Origin of the sequence: Paenibacillus sp. VMFN-D1 (assembly GCF_003386155.1) — a bacterium.
In the GTDB taxonomy this organism is placed as follows: Bacteria; Bacillota; Bacilli; order Paenibacillales; family Paenibacillaceae; genus Paenibacillus_AQ; species Paenibacillus_AQ favisporus.
In genome coordinates, this window is sequence record NZ_QRDU01000001.1 from 2877543 (window position 1) to 2894478 (window position 16936).

The 16936-nt window shown below is 55.6% G+C and carries 18 protein-coding genes; 4 read left to right on the plus strand and 14 right to left on the minus strand.

The annotated features are described in order from the left end of the window. Positions 1-3: 3 nt before the first annotated feature. A complete protein-coding gene (locus tag C7820_RS13215) occupies positions 4-360 on the minus strand; it encodes a putative DNA-binding protein (protein ID WP_116231270.1) in 357 nt (118 codons plus the stop codon). A gap of 126 nt (positions 361-486) precedes the next feature. Beyond that, complete coding sequence (gene trhA / locus C7820_RS13220; RefSeq protein WP_116231771.1) at positions 487-1134, minus strand: PAQR family membrane homeostasis protein TrhA; 648 nt, start codon at positions 1132-1134, stop codon at positions 487-489. A 229-nt stretch (positions 1135-1363) separates the two neighbouring features. Here trhA and C7820_RS13225 point away from each other — a divergent pair, with 229 nt between their 5' ends. The 4 genes from C7820_RS13225 to C7820_RS13240 are packed head-to-tail and all read left to right on the plus strand — an operon-like array spanning position 1364 to position 4143. After that, positions 1364-2389, plus strand: a complete 1026-nt coding sequence (locus tag C7820_RS13225; protein WP_116231271.1) for a glycosyltransferase — start codon at positions 1364-1366, stop codon at positions 2387-2389. Positions 2390-2408: 19 nt separating this feature from the next. Then, the gene (locus tag C7820_RS13230) at positions 2409-3416 is read left to right on the plus strand and encodes a polysaccharide pyruvyl transferase family protein (RefSeq protein ID WP_116231272.1); all 1008 of its coding nucleotides are present in this window, start codon (positions 2409-2411) and stop codon (positions 3414-3416) included. A 51-nt stretch (positions 3417-3467) separates the two neighbouring features. After that, complete coding sequence (locus C7820_RS13235; RefSeq protein ID WP_244867304.1) at positions 3468-3902, plus strand: hypothetical protein; 435 nt, start codon at positions 3468-3470, stop codon at positions 3900-3902. Between the two features lie 37 nt (positions 3903-3939). Then, positions 3940-4143, plus strand: coding sequence for a hypothetical protein (locus tag C7820_RS13240; protein ID WP_116231273.1), 204 nt, complete (start codon positions 3940-3942; stop codon positions 4141-4143). Positions 4144-4259: 116 nt separating this feature from the next. On the opposite strand, the gene ftsY is transcribed toward C7820_RS13240, so the two are convergent. The 12 genes from ftsY to C7820_RS13300 form a co-directional block, all read right to left on the minus strand. Further along, the gene (gene ftsY, locus C7820_RS13245; RefSeq protein WP_116231274.1) at positions 4260-5273 is read right to left on the minus strand and encodes a signal recognition particle-docking protein FtsY; all 1014 of its coding nucleotides are present in this window, start codon (positions 5271-5273) and stop codon (positions 4260-4262) included. A gap of 31 nt (positions 5274-5304) precedes the next feature. Further along, the gene (gene smc / locus C7820_RS13250) at positions 5305-8874 is read right to left on the minus strand and encodes a chromosome segregation protein SMC (RefSeq protein ID WP_116231275.1); all 3570 of its coding nucleotides are present in this window, start codon (positions 8872-8874) and stop codon (positions 5305-5307) included. 156 nt (positions 8875-9030) lie between these two features. Beyond that, positions 9031-9738, minus strand: coding sequence for a ribonuclease III (rnc, locus tag C7820_RS13255; RefSeq protein ID WP_076168242.1), 708 nt, complete (start codon positions 9736-9738; stop codon positions 9031-9033). A 12-nt stretch (positions 9739-9750) separates the two neighbouring features. Then, entirely contained in the window at positions 9751-10989 is a 1239-nt protein-coding gene (gene fabF, locus C7820_RS13260; RefSeq protein WP_116231276.1) for a beta-ketoacyl-ACP synthase II, read from the minus strand. Between the two features lie 120 nt (positions 10990-11109). After that, positions 11110-11343 carry an acyl carrier protein gene (acpP, locus tag C7820_RS13265; protein ID WP_019638123.1) on the minus strand — a complete coding sequence of 78 codons (234 nt, stop codon included), beginning with the start codon at positions 11341-11343 and terminating at the stop codon, positions 11110-11112. A gap of 99 nt (positions 11344-11442) precedes the next feature. Further along, positions 11443-12192 (minus strand): 3-oxoacyl-[acyl-carrier-protein] reductase, encoded by a 750-nt coding sequence (fabG, locus tag C7820_RS13270; RefSeq protein ID WP_116231277.1) that lies wholly within the window; start codon positions 12190-12192, stop codon positions 11443-11445. 45 nt (positions 12193-12237) lie between these two features. After that, the gene (fabD, locus tag C7820_RS13275) at positions 12238-13176 is read right to left on the minus strand and encodes an ACP S-malonyltransferase (RefSeq protein ID WP_116231278.1); all 939 of its coding nucleotides are present in this window, start codon (positions 13174-13176) and stop codon (positions 12238-12240) included. 114 nt (positions 13177-13290) lie between these two features. Continuing rightward, complete coding sequence (locus C7820_RS13280; RefSeq protein WP_144025357.1) at positions 13291-14280, minus strand: beta-ketoacyl-ACP synthase III; 990 nt, start codon at positions 14278-14280, stop codon at positions 13291-13293. Between the two features lie 11 nt (positions 14281-14291). Next, positions 14292-15290 (minus strand): phosphate acyltransferase PlsX, encoded by a 999-nt coding sequence (plsX, locus tag C7820_RS13285; protein ID WP_105443654.1) that lies wholly within the window; start codon positions 15288-15290, stop codon positions 14292-14294. After that, positions 15274-15870 carry a transcription factor FapR gene (fapR, locus tag C7820_RS13290; RefSeq protein ID WP_076168257.1) on the minus strand — a complete coding sequence of 199 codons (597 nt, stop codon included), beginning with the start codon at positions 15868-15870 and terminating at the stop codon, positions 15274-15276. The genes plsX and fapR overlap by 17 nt, the downstream gene beginning before the upstream one ends. Positions 15871-16097: 227 nt before the next feature. Continuing rightward, positions 16098-16271 (minus strand): 50S ribosomal protein L32, encoded by a 174-nt coding sequence (gene rpmF, locus C7820_RS13295; RefSeq protein WP_036645943.1) that lies wholly within the window; start codon positions 16269-16271, stop codon positions 16098-16100. 62 nt (positions 16272-16333) lie between these two features. After that, the gene (locus C7820_RS13300) at positions 16334-16843 is read right to left on the minus strand and encodes a YceD family protein (protein WP_076168259.1); all 510 of its coding nucleotides are present in this window, start codon (positions 16841-16843) and stop codon (positions 16334-16336) included. Positions 16844-16936 lie beyond the last annotated feature (93 nt).

Below are 16936 nucleotides of genomic sequence, written 5' to 3' on the forward strand. Positions count from 1 at the left end.
GCTTTATTCCAATTGCTGCAATTGATTTATGATTTGATATATTCTCGTTTTATCGGATTCAGACATGCTGCTGGACTCCGTAAAGCTCTGCAGCCGCTCAAGTTCATGGCTGCGCTGCTCATGCTTCTGCAGCAGTCCCAGCTTCTCTTCATACATGTCCAGCACCTGTTCAGCCCGCTTGATATGCTCATAGACGGCCTGACGGCTGATGTCGAACTCGGCTGCAATCTCCCCGAGGGAGAAATCGTCATGAAAGTAATATTTAAGGAACGTCTGCTGCTTCTCTGTCAGCAGCTGTTCATAGAAATCAAACAAAAGGTTGATTCGATTCGTCTTCTCGAGCCGATTCTCCTGACTCACTGAGGGACACTCCCTTCGTCAAGGAAAAACACTTTACAGTTCTTTAACGTTCCTTATCATACAGAAAACAAAGAAAGATGTCAAGCAAATATCCTTGTCATCTTGAAAAGTTTCTTGTTTCTATCTTTACGACCAAGGAAGCAGATAGATCAGCACCGCAAAGAAATGCATCACGCTCCCGCCCAGCACGAACAAATGCCAGATCGCATGGTGATACGGAAAGCCCCTCCACACGTAAAAAATGGTGCCGAGCGTGTACAGGATCCCGCCGGCAGCCAGCAGCCAGATGCCTCCCGAAGCCACGGCAGCCGTCAGCGGCCCCCAGGCAACCACGACCATCCACCCCATAATAATGTAGAAAATCGTGGACATAAACAGAAATCGCTTCGTAAAAAATGCCTTGAACACGCAGCCGAGCAGTGCAATCCCCCATACGGTAGCGAACAGCGACCACCCCAGCGGTCCCCGGATCGCAACCAGCATAAACGGCGTATACGAGCCCGCAATGAACAAATAAATCGAGGAATGGTCAAAAATTTCGAACAGATCCTTGACCCTGCCCTCCTTAAAGCTGTGTACCAATGTGGAGTTGATGTACAAAATCAGCATCGTCGTCCCGTAGATCGAAAAGCTGGCGATATGCCATGCCGTCCCCTTCATGGTGGAAAATACGATCAGCAGCACCAATGCGGCAACGCTGAGCAGTGCCCCGATGCCGTGGGTAATGGCGTTCGCCACTTCTTCCTTCCGGGTGTAAGTGTGTGTATTAGCCATAAACAACCCTTTCATCAATCCTTTTATTTTCACCATTATAACCTCCAAGCCGCCCGCATTTCCACTTTCCCTGGGCTTATCCCATGGCGGGGCTCATGATGGACTGACATGCTATCCGTGTCGGCCGGGCTCTTTCCCCATTTCGGCTGTAATTGGTCCTTTCATCCAATTCTATAAAGCTATCAAAGCATATATTGTAAGCGGCTGGTTGAAAGGAGGTATGTAAACTATGGCAATCATTATTTATCCGAAAACGATGAACTGGAAGTACATGAAGCAGCGGCCGCAGCAGCTCATGACTCAGCTTGGGGCCAGGGGCCACCTCGTATTCTTTGAAAACCTGGCGCCGCTGGACCGTGAATTCATAGAAGTGGAGCCGAACGTGTTTTTGTTCACCGACCATCACGCATTTATGAAGAAGCTGAAGAAGCTTCGCGAAGACCATGCGGTCGTGGGCTGGACCACCTGGGCCAAACAGCGCACACGTCTGACTTCCCTCTACCGTCCGGATGCCATCATTTATGATTGCTGTGATGAGTTTCCGCACTGGGCCAAATATGAAGTCAAGATGGTGGATGCTTCCGACCATTTGGTCTGCACAGCCGAATCCATCCGGATGCGCCTGGAGCTGGCCTATCCTGATAAACCGGTAACGCTGATCCCGAACGGAGCTGATGCTTCCTTCTTCGATCCCGTCCCGTCCCAGCGCCCTCATGACCTGCCGCAGGGGAAAGTCGCCGCCTATATCGGCGCCTGGGCCTACTGGCTTGATCACGATCTGTTCGCGAAAATGGCGTCGCACTATACGGACGTGCATTTCGTGTCCATCGGTGCAGCCTACGGCGATATCCCCGACTATGCGAAGCTTCCGAATGTTCATGTGCTGGGCGAGAAGCCTCACACCGAGCTCAAAAAATATCTTCAGCATATCGACGTCGCGTTAATCCCTTTTCAGTATCACCCCATTACCCTGGCAACCAATCCTGTAAAAGCTTATGAATATATGGCATCAGGTGTGCCTGTACTGTCGACGGCGCTTCCGGAATGCATCCGCATGGAACCCCATGTCACGACGGCGACCACACACGACGATTTTATCGCCAAGCTGGGCCGGATGCTGGAAGAGCCCGACTCCCGTGAACAGCGGATGGCTCGGATCGAATATGCGCGGAGCAACCGTTGGGAAGACCGGGGCGAAGCCGCGCACCAGGTCATTATGGACACGCTGCGGCGCAAGAGCGAGCCGAAGTCTTAATGAAAGGAGGCGTTTATCGTTGAACATTGGAGTGTGCGGTTATTACGGCATGGGCAACTTCGGTGACGATCTTTTTCTGAGAACGCTGCAGCAGGTATTCGAAGGCCATGTGGTGTACCCGTGGACCAGCCGTCTCGATCCGGCGCAAACCGACCACGTCATTATCGGGGGCGGGGACTTGATCACGCCGTATTCGTTTAACCCTTATTATTTTCCGGATGTGCTCAAGAACCACCCCAAATGGCTGTACGGCGTAGGCATCGTGGACAACTACCCGGAATCCAGCTGGCCTGCGGACCAGGTTGCGAAATACAGGAATTATATCCGCACGGCGCAAATGGCCGTATTCCGGGACAGCCGTTCGGCCGATATCGCCCAAAGAGCCGGATTCCATCAGCATGTTCAGCAGGCCCACGATATCGTATTTGCGTACAGGCAGCCTGACTACCCAGTCAAACGATTCTCCAGCCGGCCGACCATCGGCCTGTGCCTGTTTGCTTACCCTTCGTTCCCGTTTGAACATATGCTCCAGCTGTCGCTCCACCTGATCCGGCAGGGTTACCACCTTGTGTTTATCCCCGTGATCAACCACCCCACTAATATTTACTCCGACCTAACGGTCTGCCAGCAAATGCTCAACCGGATCAAGGAGGCCCTCCCGGGGGCATCCGCTGAAACGCTGCCTATGCTGATGGAATTAGATCTGACGTACAGCTATATCCAGTCGGTCGATTATTTGATCACCTACAAGCTCCACCCCGCCCTGGTCGCCCTGCGCGCCGGGAAACCGGTATTCGCCCTGAGCCAGATGCGCAAGGTTGAGAGCCTGCTGGATGCGTTCGGGATGAAAAAATACTACTGCGATTACAAGCTGCCTTATGAAGATCTGCAAAACAGGGTCGACGCGTTTCTGGAGGAAAGTCCCAAAGAAATAAAACTGCAGGAAAAGGCGATCCGCCGCGCGGAGCGTGAAAGCCTGCATCAGCTGCGTCGGCTGAAGGAAGAAATCGAGTCTTACCGATCATAGTCTCTTTCGGGAAAGCAACTGCCAATGAATTAAAGGAGGAGAATGGGAGCCATGACGTTTTTTTGGAATCATAAGCATTGGAAAATCCGGATCCGACAGCTGCATGATCAGATTCTGCATCTGAGCCATGAGCTGCATCATGTGAAGGATGACGTGCGTCAGATTGAAACAAAACTGAATGAGCACTTGTGGGAATGGAAGGAGCTTAAGGAGGAAATCAGACGGCTGGCCCGACGGATCGAAGAATTGGAGTCGCTGGCGGACCGCGTTGCGAGACTGGAAGAAGAAGTCATGACGGGCATCACGGACAATCCCGAGCTGCATGCCTACTTTGCAGGCAAGATCGGCAGCGAGGTCCGGGTGGATACGGCCAGCGCTACCCTGCAGGGCGTCGTGCTGACGGTAGCCGAAGACGCCGTCGAACTCCGCGAGAGCGGCGGCGACCTGCTGATCATTCCGTTCAGCCGGATTACTTCGGTTCAGTAACCTATGACAATCAATACCATTCGAAAGGAGAACGACCATGGATTTCAAAGAATTGGTTCGCGGCTTCACAGGCTCGGAAGTCGAAGTCATGACGCCCGGCGACATGATCACCGGCACGCTCATCTCGGTTAACGACGCTTCATTGATGCTGAAGGTGCCGCCGGTTATGTACGGCCCACCGGGGGATGTGGCCATCGTGCCGCTCCGGTCGGTCGAGTTTGTCAGAGTGCTGACGGATTAAAAATGCGGCAAGGCTGAAGGCATTTTGCTCGGCCCAAGGCAAAAAAAGAAGGGTGGCTGCATGCCATCCTTCTTTTTTTACGTTCTATTGTTAGGCGTACATCCGCGCAATACAGATCAGTGCTGCGTTTCATCCTGCGCTGCGCCTTCCGCCTCCTGCTCCTGGATCAGTCCGGCGAACAGGGCATGTACAAACTGCTGGGAATCAAACGGCTGCAAATCCTCCATTTTCTCACCAAGGCCCACGAGTTTCACTGGAAGGTTGAGTTCCTGGCGGATCGCCACGACGATGCCGCCCTTCGCCGTACCGTCAAGCTTCGTCAGAACAAGGCCGGTGACCCCGCTCTTCTCCCCGAACAGCTTGGCCTGGCTGAGGGCGTTCTGTCCCGTCGTTGCGTCAAGCACCATCAGCACTTCATGCGGAGCACCCGGAATTTCCCGCTGAATGACGCGGAAAATTTTGTTCAGCTCCTCCATCAGGTTCGTTTTGTTCTGCAGGCGTCCCGCCGTGTCGCAGATCAGCACATCTGCCTGGCGCTGCTTGGCAGCCTGAACCGCGTCAAACATGACTGCGGCCGGATCGGAGCCGGCATGCTGCTTGATGACCTCTACGCCTGCGCGTTCGCCCCACACTTCGAGCTGCTCGATCGCCCCGGCACGGAAAGTATCGCCGGCGGCAAGAAGCACCTTTTTGCCTTCCTGCTTGAAGCGGTGAGCGAGCTTGCCGATGGTCGTCGTCTTGCCGACGCCGTTGACCCCAACAAACAGAATGACGGTAATGCCGTCTTCGTTCATCCGGAGCGCGTTGTCGTCATCGCCGCGCAGCAGCTCCATCAATTTCTGCGAAAGGATCGGCTGCAGCTCCACCGCGTCTTCGATCCGCTGTTTCTTCACTTCGGCACGAAGATCGTCGATCAGCTCCATGACCGTGTTCACGCCCACGTCCGCGCCGATCAGAATTTCCTCGAGCTCCTCATAGAACTCCTCGTCGATCTTTTTGCGGCGCGTCATCAGGTCGGTGACCCGTTCCACGAATCCTTTGCGCGTTTTTTCCAATCCGTCCCGGAACTGCTTCGTCACGGATTCGGTCTTGCTTGAAATGCTCTCTCTCAGCTTTCTGAAAAAGCTCATAGGTCTCCTCCATCTCTAAGGTTGAATATGCTTAAGCAATTTCCGCTTCGTCGTCTTCCAGCCGCACGGACACCAGCTTCGATACGCCGCCCTCTTCCATCGTAACTCCGTACAGGACGTCGGCCTCTTCCATCGTTCCCTTGCGGTGGGTCACGACGATAAACTGGGTCTGCTCGGAAAACTCACGGAGATACTGCGCGAACCGCGTCACGTTCGCTTCGTCGAGCGCGGCTTCGACCTCGTCCAGCACGCAGAACGGCACCGGCTTGACCTGCAAAATCGCAAACAGCAGCGCCATCGCCGTCAGCGCCCTTTCCCCGCCGGAGAGCAGCTGCAGGTTCTGCAGCTTTTTGCCCGGGGGCTGGGCCACGATGTCGATGCCGGTCTCGAGCAAATGCTCCGGATCCAGCAGCACCAGATCCGCCCGGCCGCCGCCAAACAGCTTCACGAAGACGGTGCCGAACTCGCGGCGGATGGCGTCAAAGGTCTGCTTGAACCGCTTCGACATTTCCTCATCCATCTCACGGATGACCTCATAGAGCGTCGTCTTCGCTTCAACCAGGTCCTGCTTCTGCTCATTCAGGAATTCGTACCGCTCGTTGACCCGCTGATATTCCTCGATCGCGCCAAGGTTGACATCGCCCAGCGCAGTGATGCCCCGCTTGAGCTCGCGCACCTCGGTCTGGACCGCAGGCACGTCCTCCGGAATCGGATAGCGCTGCTTGGCCAGCTCGTAGCTCAGCTCGTAATCGTCGCTGAGCTTCTTCAGAATGTTCTCCAGCTCCACGTCAAGCCGGTTCACGCCGATTTCGGTCTGGCGCAGCTGATCCTCCACGGCCTTGAGGCGCGTCCGCTGCTCTTTCGTTTCGCTCTCTTCCAGCTCCAGCTTCTTAGACAGCTGCGTCCGGGCCGCCCGCTTGAAGTCCAGCTGCTCGGATGCCTGCTCCTTCTTGAGCCGGTACCGGTTCAAATCTTCGATCTGCTGAATGGATTCCTTCGCGTTCGTCTCCAGATCTGCCTCGATCGAAGCGAGCAGCGTCTTCGTCTGGCGCAGCTCTTTATCATGCGAATTGAATTCGCTCTGCATTCGTTTTAACTGCTCTTCCAAGGAGAAGCATTCCTGATCCAGCTTGCCTTCCCTGACTTTAAGCTGGGTAAGCTGGCTCTGCAGCTCCTCCTTCGCCGATTCGCTCGCCTTGCGGGCAAATTCGGCAGCCTGGATGGCTTGATGCGTCGCCTTTTCTTCTTCCTCCAGCTCGGCCAGCTTCTTGACAGCATTCGCCCGGGCTTCCTCAAGCTCCTTGTTCTCCTCGTTAAAGCCGGTCTTCTCCTGATCGGCCACTTCCACCTGCTCCAGCACATGCCGCAGCTCATGCTCCAGCTGCTTCAGGTCGCTGGACAAGCGCTGCTCCTCGATGCGCTTCTCGTCGCCGGACTGGCGCAGCTCGTCCAGCTTGGCCTGTGTTTCGGTCAGCTGAACCTTGACCTCCTGAATGCTCTGGCGGAGCTTGCGCAGCTGAACCTCCGTATCGTTGATCTCCTGATCGAGCTGGTCCAGCTGGCGCTTGCGGCCAAGCAGGCTGCTGTTCTTCTTATGCTGGCTGCCGCCTGTCATCGAACCGCCGGCATTGACGACGTCGCCTTCCAGCGTGACGACCCGGTAGCGGTATTGGCATCTGGCCGCAATCCGGTTCGCCACTTCCAGGCTTTCCGCGATGATAACGTTGCCGAGCAGGCTGCCGACGACCGGTGCATACCGGCCGTCGAACTGCACCAGGTCGGCCCCGATACCGACGAAGCCTTCCACGCCTTCCACCATCGAGCGGTCACCCCCCGAAATGTTGCGGGGCCGGATGACGTCAAGCGGCAGGAAGGTCGCGCGGCCGAGCTGCCGCTGCTTCAGGAAGGAGATCGCCTGGCGCGAGACCGCTTCATTATCCATGACGATATGCTGAAGGGATGCGCCGAGCGCGGTTTCCATCGCCAGCTCCAGCTTCTCAGGCACGCGGATCAGCTCGGCCACAGCCCCGTGCACGCCGGACAGAATGGAGCGCCGGGAAGCTTTCAGCACTTCCTTGACGCCCAGCATGAAGCCGTCAAAATCATCGGCCATCTCTTTCATCGTATCCCGGCGGGATACCTGAGCTTCGCGCTTTTGCTCCCATTTGCGGAGCGTGCCCTGGCTCTCGTCCAGAAGCCGCTGCAGCGACTGATACCGCTCGCTCTCGCTTATGTACCCGCCGCGCAGCTCGCGGATTTCCCCGCCCAGCTTCTCGATGGCCGAATCCAGCTGCTGCTTGCGCTTCAGCAGCTCCTCCTTCTGAGTTTCCCACTTGCCGGTTTCCTCCGCGGCGCGGTTCATCCGGCGGGAGAGCGCCTCCTGCTGCTGGTCCGCATAGCGGATCTCGTTGCGGGTCTGCGCCATCTGGTTCATCAGCTCCAGCAGCGTACCCTTTAACGTTTCTTCCTGCTGCTGGCTGATGCCTCCAGTCACGCCGGCCAGCTTCGATTCTTCGGCCGACAGCTGATCCCGAAGCGCCTTCAGCTCGTCCCGCGAAGCTTCCAGCTTGGACTTCAGCAGGTCGATTTCCGCTTTGCGGTCTTCGAATCTCTCGTCCCCTGCCGTCAGCGACCCGGCCAGCTGCTCCCGGTTCGCTTCCAGGTTCCGCTTGCGTTCGCGGAGCACCTCTGCATAGCCTTCGCTTTTCTCATAAGCTTCGCTGTACTGAAGCAGCTCACCCTGCAGCGTCTCCACTTCTTCCTCCAGCTTGCGGAGCTGGGCGCGGTCGCTCTCGAGCTTGGCGTCATGCGCCGACACGACGGTGGACAGCTGAAGCTGTTCTTCCTGCAGCACGGCGAGCTTGGCGTTCGCTTCGCTCCAGGCAGCATGAATCTGCTCGATCTGGTACACGTAGAGCGAAATTTCCTTATGCTTCAGCTGCTCCCGCAGCTGCTTATAGTGGATCGCCTTCTCGGACTGCTCCTTCAGCGGGCCGATCTGATCTTCCAGCTCAACGACCAGGTCGTGGATCCGAACCAGATTCTGCTCGGTCTCATCCAGCTTGCGGACGGCGTCCTTTTTGCGGGATTTATATTTAACGATGCCCGATGCCTCTTCAAAAATACCTCTGCGGTCTTCGGACCGGGTGCTCAAAATCTCCTCAATCCGGCCCTGACCGATAATGGAATATGCCTCTTTGCCGATGCCTGTGTCCATGAACAGCTCTGTGATGTCCTTCAGGCGGCAGGACTGCTTGTTGATAAAATATTCGCTGTCTCCGCTGCGGTGCACACGGCGCGTCACAGTCACCTCGTTGAAATCGAGGGACAGGGCATGATCCTCATTATCCAGGGTCAGCGACACCTCGCCGAAATTGACGGCTTTGCGCGCATCGCTTCCCGCAAAGATAATATCCTCCATCTTGCCCCCGCGCAGCGACTTGGCGCTCTGTTCCCCGAGCACCCAGCGGATGCCGTCGGAAATGTTGCTCTTGCCGCTGCCGTTGGGACCGACGACAGCCGTAATCCCGCGGACAAATTCCATTTCCGTTTTGTCGGCAAACGATTTGAAACCGGCTAATTCGATCCGTTTTAAAAACATATTCCCTCAATCACCTCTAAACCTAATAATACCACATCATTGCAGCTTGCGAGGACAAGCATATTCCCAATGAATAAAGAGCAAAAAGCAGTCTGAAGGCTCTTCCTGCCATCCATCCGAAAGGCGACTGCTCTTTGCTCTTTGTTTGTCCATGCTTTACAGGGAGCCGTTACCGGCCAGCTTCAGCTGCTTCAGCGCTTCGGCCGCAGCCTGCTGCTCCGCCTCTTTCTTCGAGCGGCCCGATCCTCTTCCCACACGCTCATTCCCCATATACACCTCGGAGACAAACTCGCGTTCATGCGCCGGACCGCGTTCCTCCACAATCCGGTACTCCAGAACGCCCATGTTATGGTGCTGCGTCAGCTCCTGCAGCTCTGTCTTGAAATCGCTCATGTGCACTTTGCCGCCCTCTTCCAGCAGCGGGAACACGTAGCGGTCCAGAAACGCCCGCGCCGCTTCCAGGCCTTGGTCAAGGTACAGCGCTCCTACAAACGATTCAAACACATCCGCAAGCAGGGCCGGGCGGGTTCTCCCGCCGGTCAGCTCTTCACCTTTTCCCAGCAGAACGTACTGCCCGAACTCCAGCTGCTCGGCAAATTTCACCAGCGACGGTTCGCAGACGATCGCCGCACGCAGCTTGGTCAGCTCTCCTTCGGGCCGATTCGGAAACAGGTTGTACAAATACTCGGAAACCGTCAGCTCCAGCACGGCGTCGCCCAGAAATTCCAGGCGCTCGTTATCCTGCTGCTGGCTGAAACGGTGCTCATTGACGTAGGAAGCGTGGGTAAAAGCCTGCTTCAACAGCAGCCGATTGTGAAATTGGATTTGAAGTTTCTGTTGTAACTGCTTCAGATCTCCACTCAACAAATCGTCCCCTTACTGCTCGAATTTCTTCAGGATTACAGTGGCGTTGTGGCCGCCGAATCCAAAAGAGTTAGACATGACAACGTCCAAATCAGCCTTTCGTGCAACGTTCGGAACATAATCCAGATCGCATTCCGGATCCGGGTTGTCCAAGTTAATGGTTGGCGCCAGCATCTGGTTCTGCAGCGACAGGCCGCAAATGACCGCTTCAACGCCGCCAGCGGCTCCCAGCAGGTGGCCCGTCATCGATTTCGTCGAGCTGACCGCAACCTTGTATGCATGGTCTCCCAGCGCTTTCTTGATCGCGATCGTCTCGGAACGGTCTCCAACCGGCGTCGACGTGCCATGCGCGTTGATGTAGTCCACGTCCTCCGGCTGAATGCCCGCATCGCGCATCGCCATAGACATGCAGCGCGCCGGTCCGTCCGGATCGGGCTCGGTCATGTGGTGAGCGTCGCCGCTCAGCCCATAGCCGATCACTTCGGCGATAATGTTGGCCCCGCGTTTTTGCGCGTGCTCCAGCGATTCCAGAACGAGAATCCCTGCACCTTCACCCATGACGAATCCGTCACGGCCGGTGTCAAACGGACGGCTCGCTTTCTCCGGTTCGTCATTGCGGGTGGACATGGCGCGCATAGCGCAAAAGCCGGCCATTCCCGTCGGCCGAATGGTCGCTTCAGCTCCGCCGCAGATCATCACGTCGGCATCGCCGCGCTGGATCAGCTTGTACGAGTCGCCGATAGCGTGCGATCCGGTCGCACATGCCGTCACAGGCGTCGTGTTCGGGCCTTTGGCGCCCAGCATGATCGACAATTGGCCGGAGGCCATGTTCGCAATCATCATCGGGATGAAGAACGGGCTGACCCGCTTCGGTCCCTTCTCCAGCAAAACGTTATGCTGGTCTTCCCATGTTCCGAGGCCGCCGATGCCGGAACCGATGGATACGCCCACCCGGTTCGGATCGGAGTGCTTCTGAATATCCAGCCCGCTGTGCTCAAGGGCCGATTTGCCGGCGGCAACGGCAAACTGGACAAATCGGTCCATCTTGCGCGCATCCTTCCGGTCCATAAACGCCTCGGGATTAAAGTCTTTCACCGAAGCGGCAATCTGTGTTGGGTAGTCGCTGACATCAAAGGATTCGATCTGAGACACACCGGATTTGCCTTCCATCAGGTTATTCCAGAAAGTGTCCAAATCGTGGCCCAGTGACGTAACAACACCCATCCCGGTAACAACCACTCTGTGCATCAATAAGTTCACCTCTATATAAACAGCATCTGCAAAATCAATTATCCTATTTGTAAAGCCGATTCACTTGGAAAATGAGGAGAAGTCCCGCCTGTAAGAGCAGTACGGGACTTATCAAATGACTTAGGTATGAGATTGTATGTAGTTTACAACTTCACCTACGGTCGTAATTTTCTCTGCATCTTCATCAGAGATTTCCAGATCGAATTCATCTTCCAATTCCATCACCAGTTCAACAACGTCGAGAGAATCAGCACCAAGATCATCTTTAAAAGATGCTTCCAGTGTAACCTCGGCTTCGTCAGCACCCAAGCGATCGACGACAATGCGTTTTACACGCTCCAATACATCGGACATCCGGTTCACCTCCTCTTTGGTATTATACGAGAAAAGTTTTCAAAATGCCATAGAGGCAATGAAAACGGTTATCTCGCTGTTTTTCCTAGATTTCCGGTATTACATGTACATACCGCCATCCACATGAAGCGTCTGCCCTGTCATGTAGGATGCCCCTTCCGTCGCTAGGAAAACCACGACTTTGGCAATTTCTTCAGGCTGTCCGAGGCGGGCGAGCGGAATGTCTTCCAGCATCTTCGCCCGGAGATCCTCAGGCAGCTCTCGTGTCATATCGGTATCAATAAAACCTGGTGCGACACAGTTAACGGTGATGCCACGCGAGGCGAGCTCACGCGCAGACGATTTGGTTAGGCCAATTACCCCCGCTTTGGCGGCGACGTAATTGGCCTGCCCGGTGTTGCCCAGAACGCCGACGACCGATGAAATGTTGATGATCCGGCCGTAGCGCTGCTTCATCATCGGACGGCTGACCGCTTTCAGGCAGTTGAACACGCCCTTCAGATTCGTTTCGATCACCTGATCGAATTCTTCCTCTTTCATGCGCATCAGCAAGTTATCCCGGGTAATCCCCGCATTGTTGACCAAAATATCGATTTTGCCCCACGCTGCAACGACCTCTTTAACGAGATCCTCGGCCTGTTCGCTTTTACCGACATTTCCTTGAACGGTGATCGCCTCCACGCCAAGCGCACGGATCTGCTCCGCAACCTCCTTGGCGGCGGCTTCGCTGCCTGAATAGTTGACGGCTACGTTAGCCCCGGCTTCGGCCAGCGCAAGCGCGATGCTGCGGCCGATCCCGCGGGAGCCGCCGGTAACGAGTGCTGTCTGTCCCTGTAAAGGCTTAGACATGCCCATTCCTCCTTTCCTAGAGTATACCCAAAGTTTATTGCGTAATCATTGTTCAAGACTGGCCTTGAGCGTCTCCAGGCTGTCCAGGCTGCTTACGTTAATCAGCTTGACGGATTTATCCGTCTTTTTGATCAAGCCGGTCAGCACGTTTCCGGGACCGATCTCGACAAACGTATCCACCCCTTGGGAGATGAGATAGGTCACCGTATCCTCCCACAGCACGGGAGAGTATACCTGCTCCACCAGCAACCCGCGGATTTCTTCCGCAGATGCGGCCGGACGGGCCGTCACGTTCGCAATCACGGGAATGGCCGGTTCATCGAAGTGAAGCGGCTGAAGCTTCCCGCCCAGCTTCTCGGCAGCCGATTTCATCAGCGAGGAATGGAAAGGTCCGCTTACCTCAAGCGGAATCGCTCTTTTGCCTCCGGCTTCTTTCACGCGCTCGCCCACAAGGGCGACGCCCTCCTTCGAGCCGGAGACGACGATCTGCCCCGGGCAGTTCAGGTTGGCCAGCTCCACAAGACGTCCTTCGGCCGTGATGCTGCGGCACAGCTCGGCCAGTGCTTCACGTTCGGCACCGAGCACGGCGGCCATAGCCCCTTGTCCGCCCGGAACCGCCTGCTCCATAAATTCGCCGCGCGCCCGGACCGTTCCTACCGCATCCTCAAATCTCAGCACGCCGGAAGCCACCAGGGCGCTGTATTCGCCCAGGCTGTGTCCGGCGACAAAGTCAGGAGTAACGCCTTGTTCGCGAACCGCCTCGAACGCCGCAACGCTGGCCGTCAGGAGCGCAGGCTGCGTATTGAAGGTCTTCTTCAGCTCACTGTCCGGACCATCAAAAATCATATTCGTCATCGGGAATCCCAACACCTCGTCCGCACTTTCGAAAATCCGGCGGGAAGCGGGAACCGCATCATAGAAATCTTTACCCATTCCGACGGATTGGGCCCCTTGTCCGGGAAACACAAACGCAACTTTCCCCATTGCTCAGGCTCCTCTCGTATACTTCTTGATGCAAAGCTTCTATTGTATGGCTTGACTAAGCCAATTCACTTCGTAAGCTATCGATTGATCATTCACATAAGATGAATCATATGATTACCAGATCAGCACGGATGCGCCCCAGGTCAATCCTCCGCCGAAGCCGACCATCAGCACGCAGTCGCCTTCCTTCATCCGGCCTTCCTCTGCCGCTTCCACCAGCGCGAGTGGAATGGAAGCCGCCGACGTATTGGCGTACTTATCTACGTTGATGACGCATTTATCCGGCGAAAGGTCGAGGCGCTCCATGGCGGACTGAATGATACGGATGTTCGCCTGGTGCGGCACGAACAGGTCGATATCGGCCTTCGTTTTGCCGGCCTTGCGCAGGACGTCTTCCGTTGCCGTATTCATAACACGGACCGCAAATTTGAACACTTCGCGCCCGTTCATATAAATGTAGTGCTTCTTGCCTTCGAGCGTCTCCTGGGACGCCGGCAGTCTGGAACCGCCAGCTTCCAGTTTCAGCAGCGTACCGCCGGCCCCTTCGGCTCCGAGGTCAAAGGACTGAAATCCCCGGCCTTCGGGAACTTCGCCCAGGATGACGGCTCCCGCGCCGTCACCGAACAGCACGCAGGTGTTGCGGTCGGTATAATCCGTAATCCGCGACAGCGTGTCGGCGCCGATGACCAAAGCGTTGTTGTACATGCCGGTCTTGATAAAATTGCTCGCCGTCGCAAGTCCGTAGACGAAGCCGGAGCAGGCAGCGGACAGGTCGAACGCGGCGGCTTGCTTGGCGCCGAGCTTGTCCTGCAGAATGCAGGCCGTTGACGGAAAGAACGTATCCGGGGTGATGGTTGCGACAACGATCAGGTCCAGCTCTTCAGCCGACATCCCGGCGGACTCCAGCGCCTTCAGGGCCGCTTCATAACACAGGTCCGAAGTCGCTTGTTCCGGAGAAGCGATATGCCGCTCGCGGATCCCGGTGCGGGAGACGATCCATTCGTCGTTCGTCTCCACCATCTTTTCCAGATCGCTGTTGGTTAATATTTTCTCAGGAACATATTTGCCTGTGCCGATGATGCCTACTGAACGTAATTTTTCCATTCTCTTGTCACTCACTTCCCGCTGATTTCCTTGGATATACTCTCAACCAGTTGATTCTGCAGTGCAACACGGGCCTGCCGGACCGCGTTCTTGATGGCGTTGCCGTCCGCCGAGCCGTGACTCTTGACGACAAGTCCGCTCAGGCCGAGCAGAGGGGCGCCCCCGTGCTCCTTGTAGTCCAGCTTTCCTTTCAAATTACGCAGCTGAGGCATAAGCAGGGCGGCCCCAAGCTTGCTGCGCATATTTTGGGTGAACTGCTCCTTCAGCAGCTTGAACATCGCGCCGGCCGTTCCTTCCACAGCCTTCAGCAAGATATTGCCGGCAAATCCGTCGCACACGAGGACGTCGCAGCTCCCGAGCATAATATCCCGGGCTTCCACGTTGCCGATGAAGTTGATCGGAAGCTCCTGCAGCAGCGGGAACGCCAGCTTGGTGAGCTCGTTCCCCTTCCCTGGCTCGGTGCCCACGTTCAGCAGGCCGACCCGTGGATTCTTCACGCCCATCACTTTCTCGCGATAAAGGCTGCCCATCAGCGCATACTGCGCCAAATGCTCGGGCTTTGCGTCCATATTCGCGCCCAGATCCAGGGCCAGCACGCCGGCTTCGTCAAGCGTCGGGATCATGGGAGCCAGAGCCGGACGCTCAATCCCTTCCATCCGTCCGACAACCAGCAATCCGGTCGTCATCAGCGCTCCCGTGTTGCCTGCCGAAATCATGGCTTCCGCCTGCTTCTCCTTCAGCATCCGTCCCGCCACGACCATGGAAGCATCCTTCTTGCGCCGGACGGCCTTGACCGGTTCATCCTCGGCTTCGATCACTTCACCCGCATGATGGACCGTCAGATTGGAGGGAACCGTCCCTCCGCCTTGCTTCAGGAGCGGCAGCAACCGCTGCTCGTCCCCGACCAGAACGATCTGCGTATCTTTCCATTCGGCGGCGGCAGCCAAAGCTCCTTCCACGTTGCACTCCGGCGCATGGTCACCGCCCATGGCATCAATGGCGATCCGCATACTGTACTCCTCCTTCGCTGTTATCCTCGCCCGTCGATCTGTATATCAGAAAGTTCCCCTGGAATACCATTTCCTCGCCCACATACGTGAACACCTCAACCTTGGCCTTACCCTTCTGGCCGGCCATAGACCGGACATAAGCTTTGGCGATGCACTTCTCACCCAGATGAACCTGCCGCAGAAACCGGATGTCTGCCGATGCGGTCAAGGCAATCTCGTCGTTAATGAGAGCAACTGCCAGCGAGTTGGCCTGGGCGAACACATAATGTCCGCGGGCGATATGGTTTCGGGTGAACACATGCTCTTCCCGTATTTCAAAAATGGAAATGCCGCTCTTATCCAGCTGCAGATCCACGACATCCCCGACAACCTCATCAAGCTGCAAGGAGCGAACTTGATCATAGGAGTGCTCTGCCATCTGCTTCATTCGTTCCCGCAGTTCCGGGATGCCTAGCTCCATCCGGTCAAGCCGGATCGTCTGAATGCTGACCTTCAGCTCCCGCGTCAGTTCGCGGTCGGTCACAAACGGATTTTGTTCGATAATCTTCAAAAGCTGCTGATGCCGCTGCTTCTTGGGCAACCGTTCGATGTGAGGCACCTCCCTGTCATGTCTTGTCCGTCCATGAATGTGGAACACAAACAGTCTATGAAGTTCGTCAATAGAATTCACAGGAAAAAAGAATCAATCCGGACAGTTTTCATTAGAACCTGGTACTAATGTAGTATAAAGCATGACGGGTTAAAAAGAAAGTGACAAAAAAAATAGCACCTCACCAAAGATGAAGTACTACTTGATTGTTTTTGGCATTACTGCGAAATGATTTCTCTTGATTTATACGTTCCGCACACTTTGCATACGTGGTGAGCAAGCTTCAATTCTCCGCATTGTTCACATTTCACCATGCCCGGCACTGCCAGTTTAAAGTGAGTACGACGCTTGTCACGACGTGTCTTGGACGTTCTCCGTTGAGGTACTGCCATGTTCCCACCTCCTTATTTCAATCAACCGGGGTCCCGAAGGGCCCGGAGGAATGCATTCATGCTCATTTGAAAAAGTCTTTTAGCGCTGCAAGCCGTGGATCTACCACTTCATTGTTACAGCCGCAGGCACCTTCGTTCAAGTCTCTTCCGCACGTAGGGCACAGGCCTTTGCAGGATTCCTTGCACACGACGGTCATCGGAAGATTCAGGATAAAGGATTCCTCCACGTAAGGGACGAGCTCCACAGTCTCGTTGTCCACATAAATGGTTTCATCTTCTTCGTCCTCGGCTTCCTCAGGCTGCTTCTTAAGCTTGAACTGCTCGTGGAATGGAATATCCAAATGCTCATGCACCGGTGTCAGACAGCGTGAACAGGACATGTCCAGCTGTACGGATAACTCGCCTTGAACATCCACTGTATCGGGACCGACATACGAGGCTGTAAGTTCCGCTGTGAGCGGCCCGTCGGCCTTGATGTCACCCAGTCCTTTAAGCAGCGGACTTACATCCACTTGCTGACGGAGCTGCAGCGGCTCGCTGCTGGCTGCCATTTTCCTGAATTGAAAGTGCATATACATCACTCCAAACAAACAAAAATTATTATACCGATTTCCGGGGAACTTTGTCAATAGTTTCACCTTGACCTTACGTTCCCCCTTATTGTG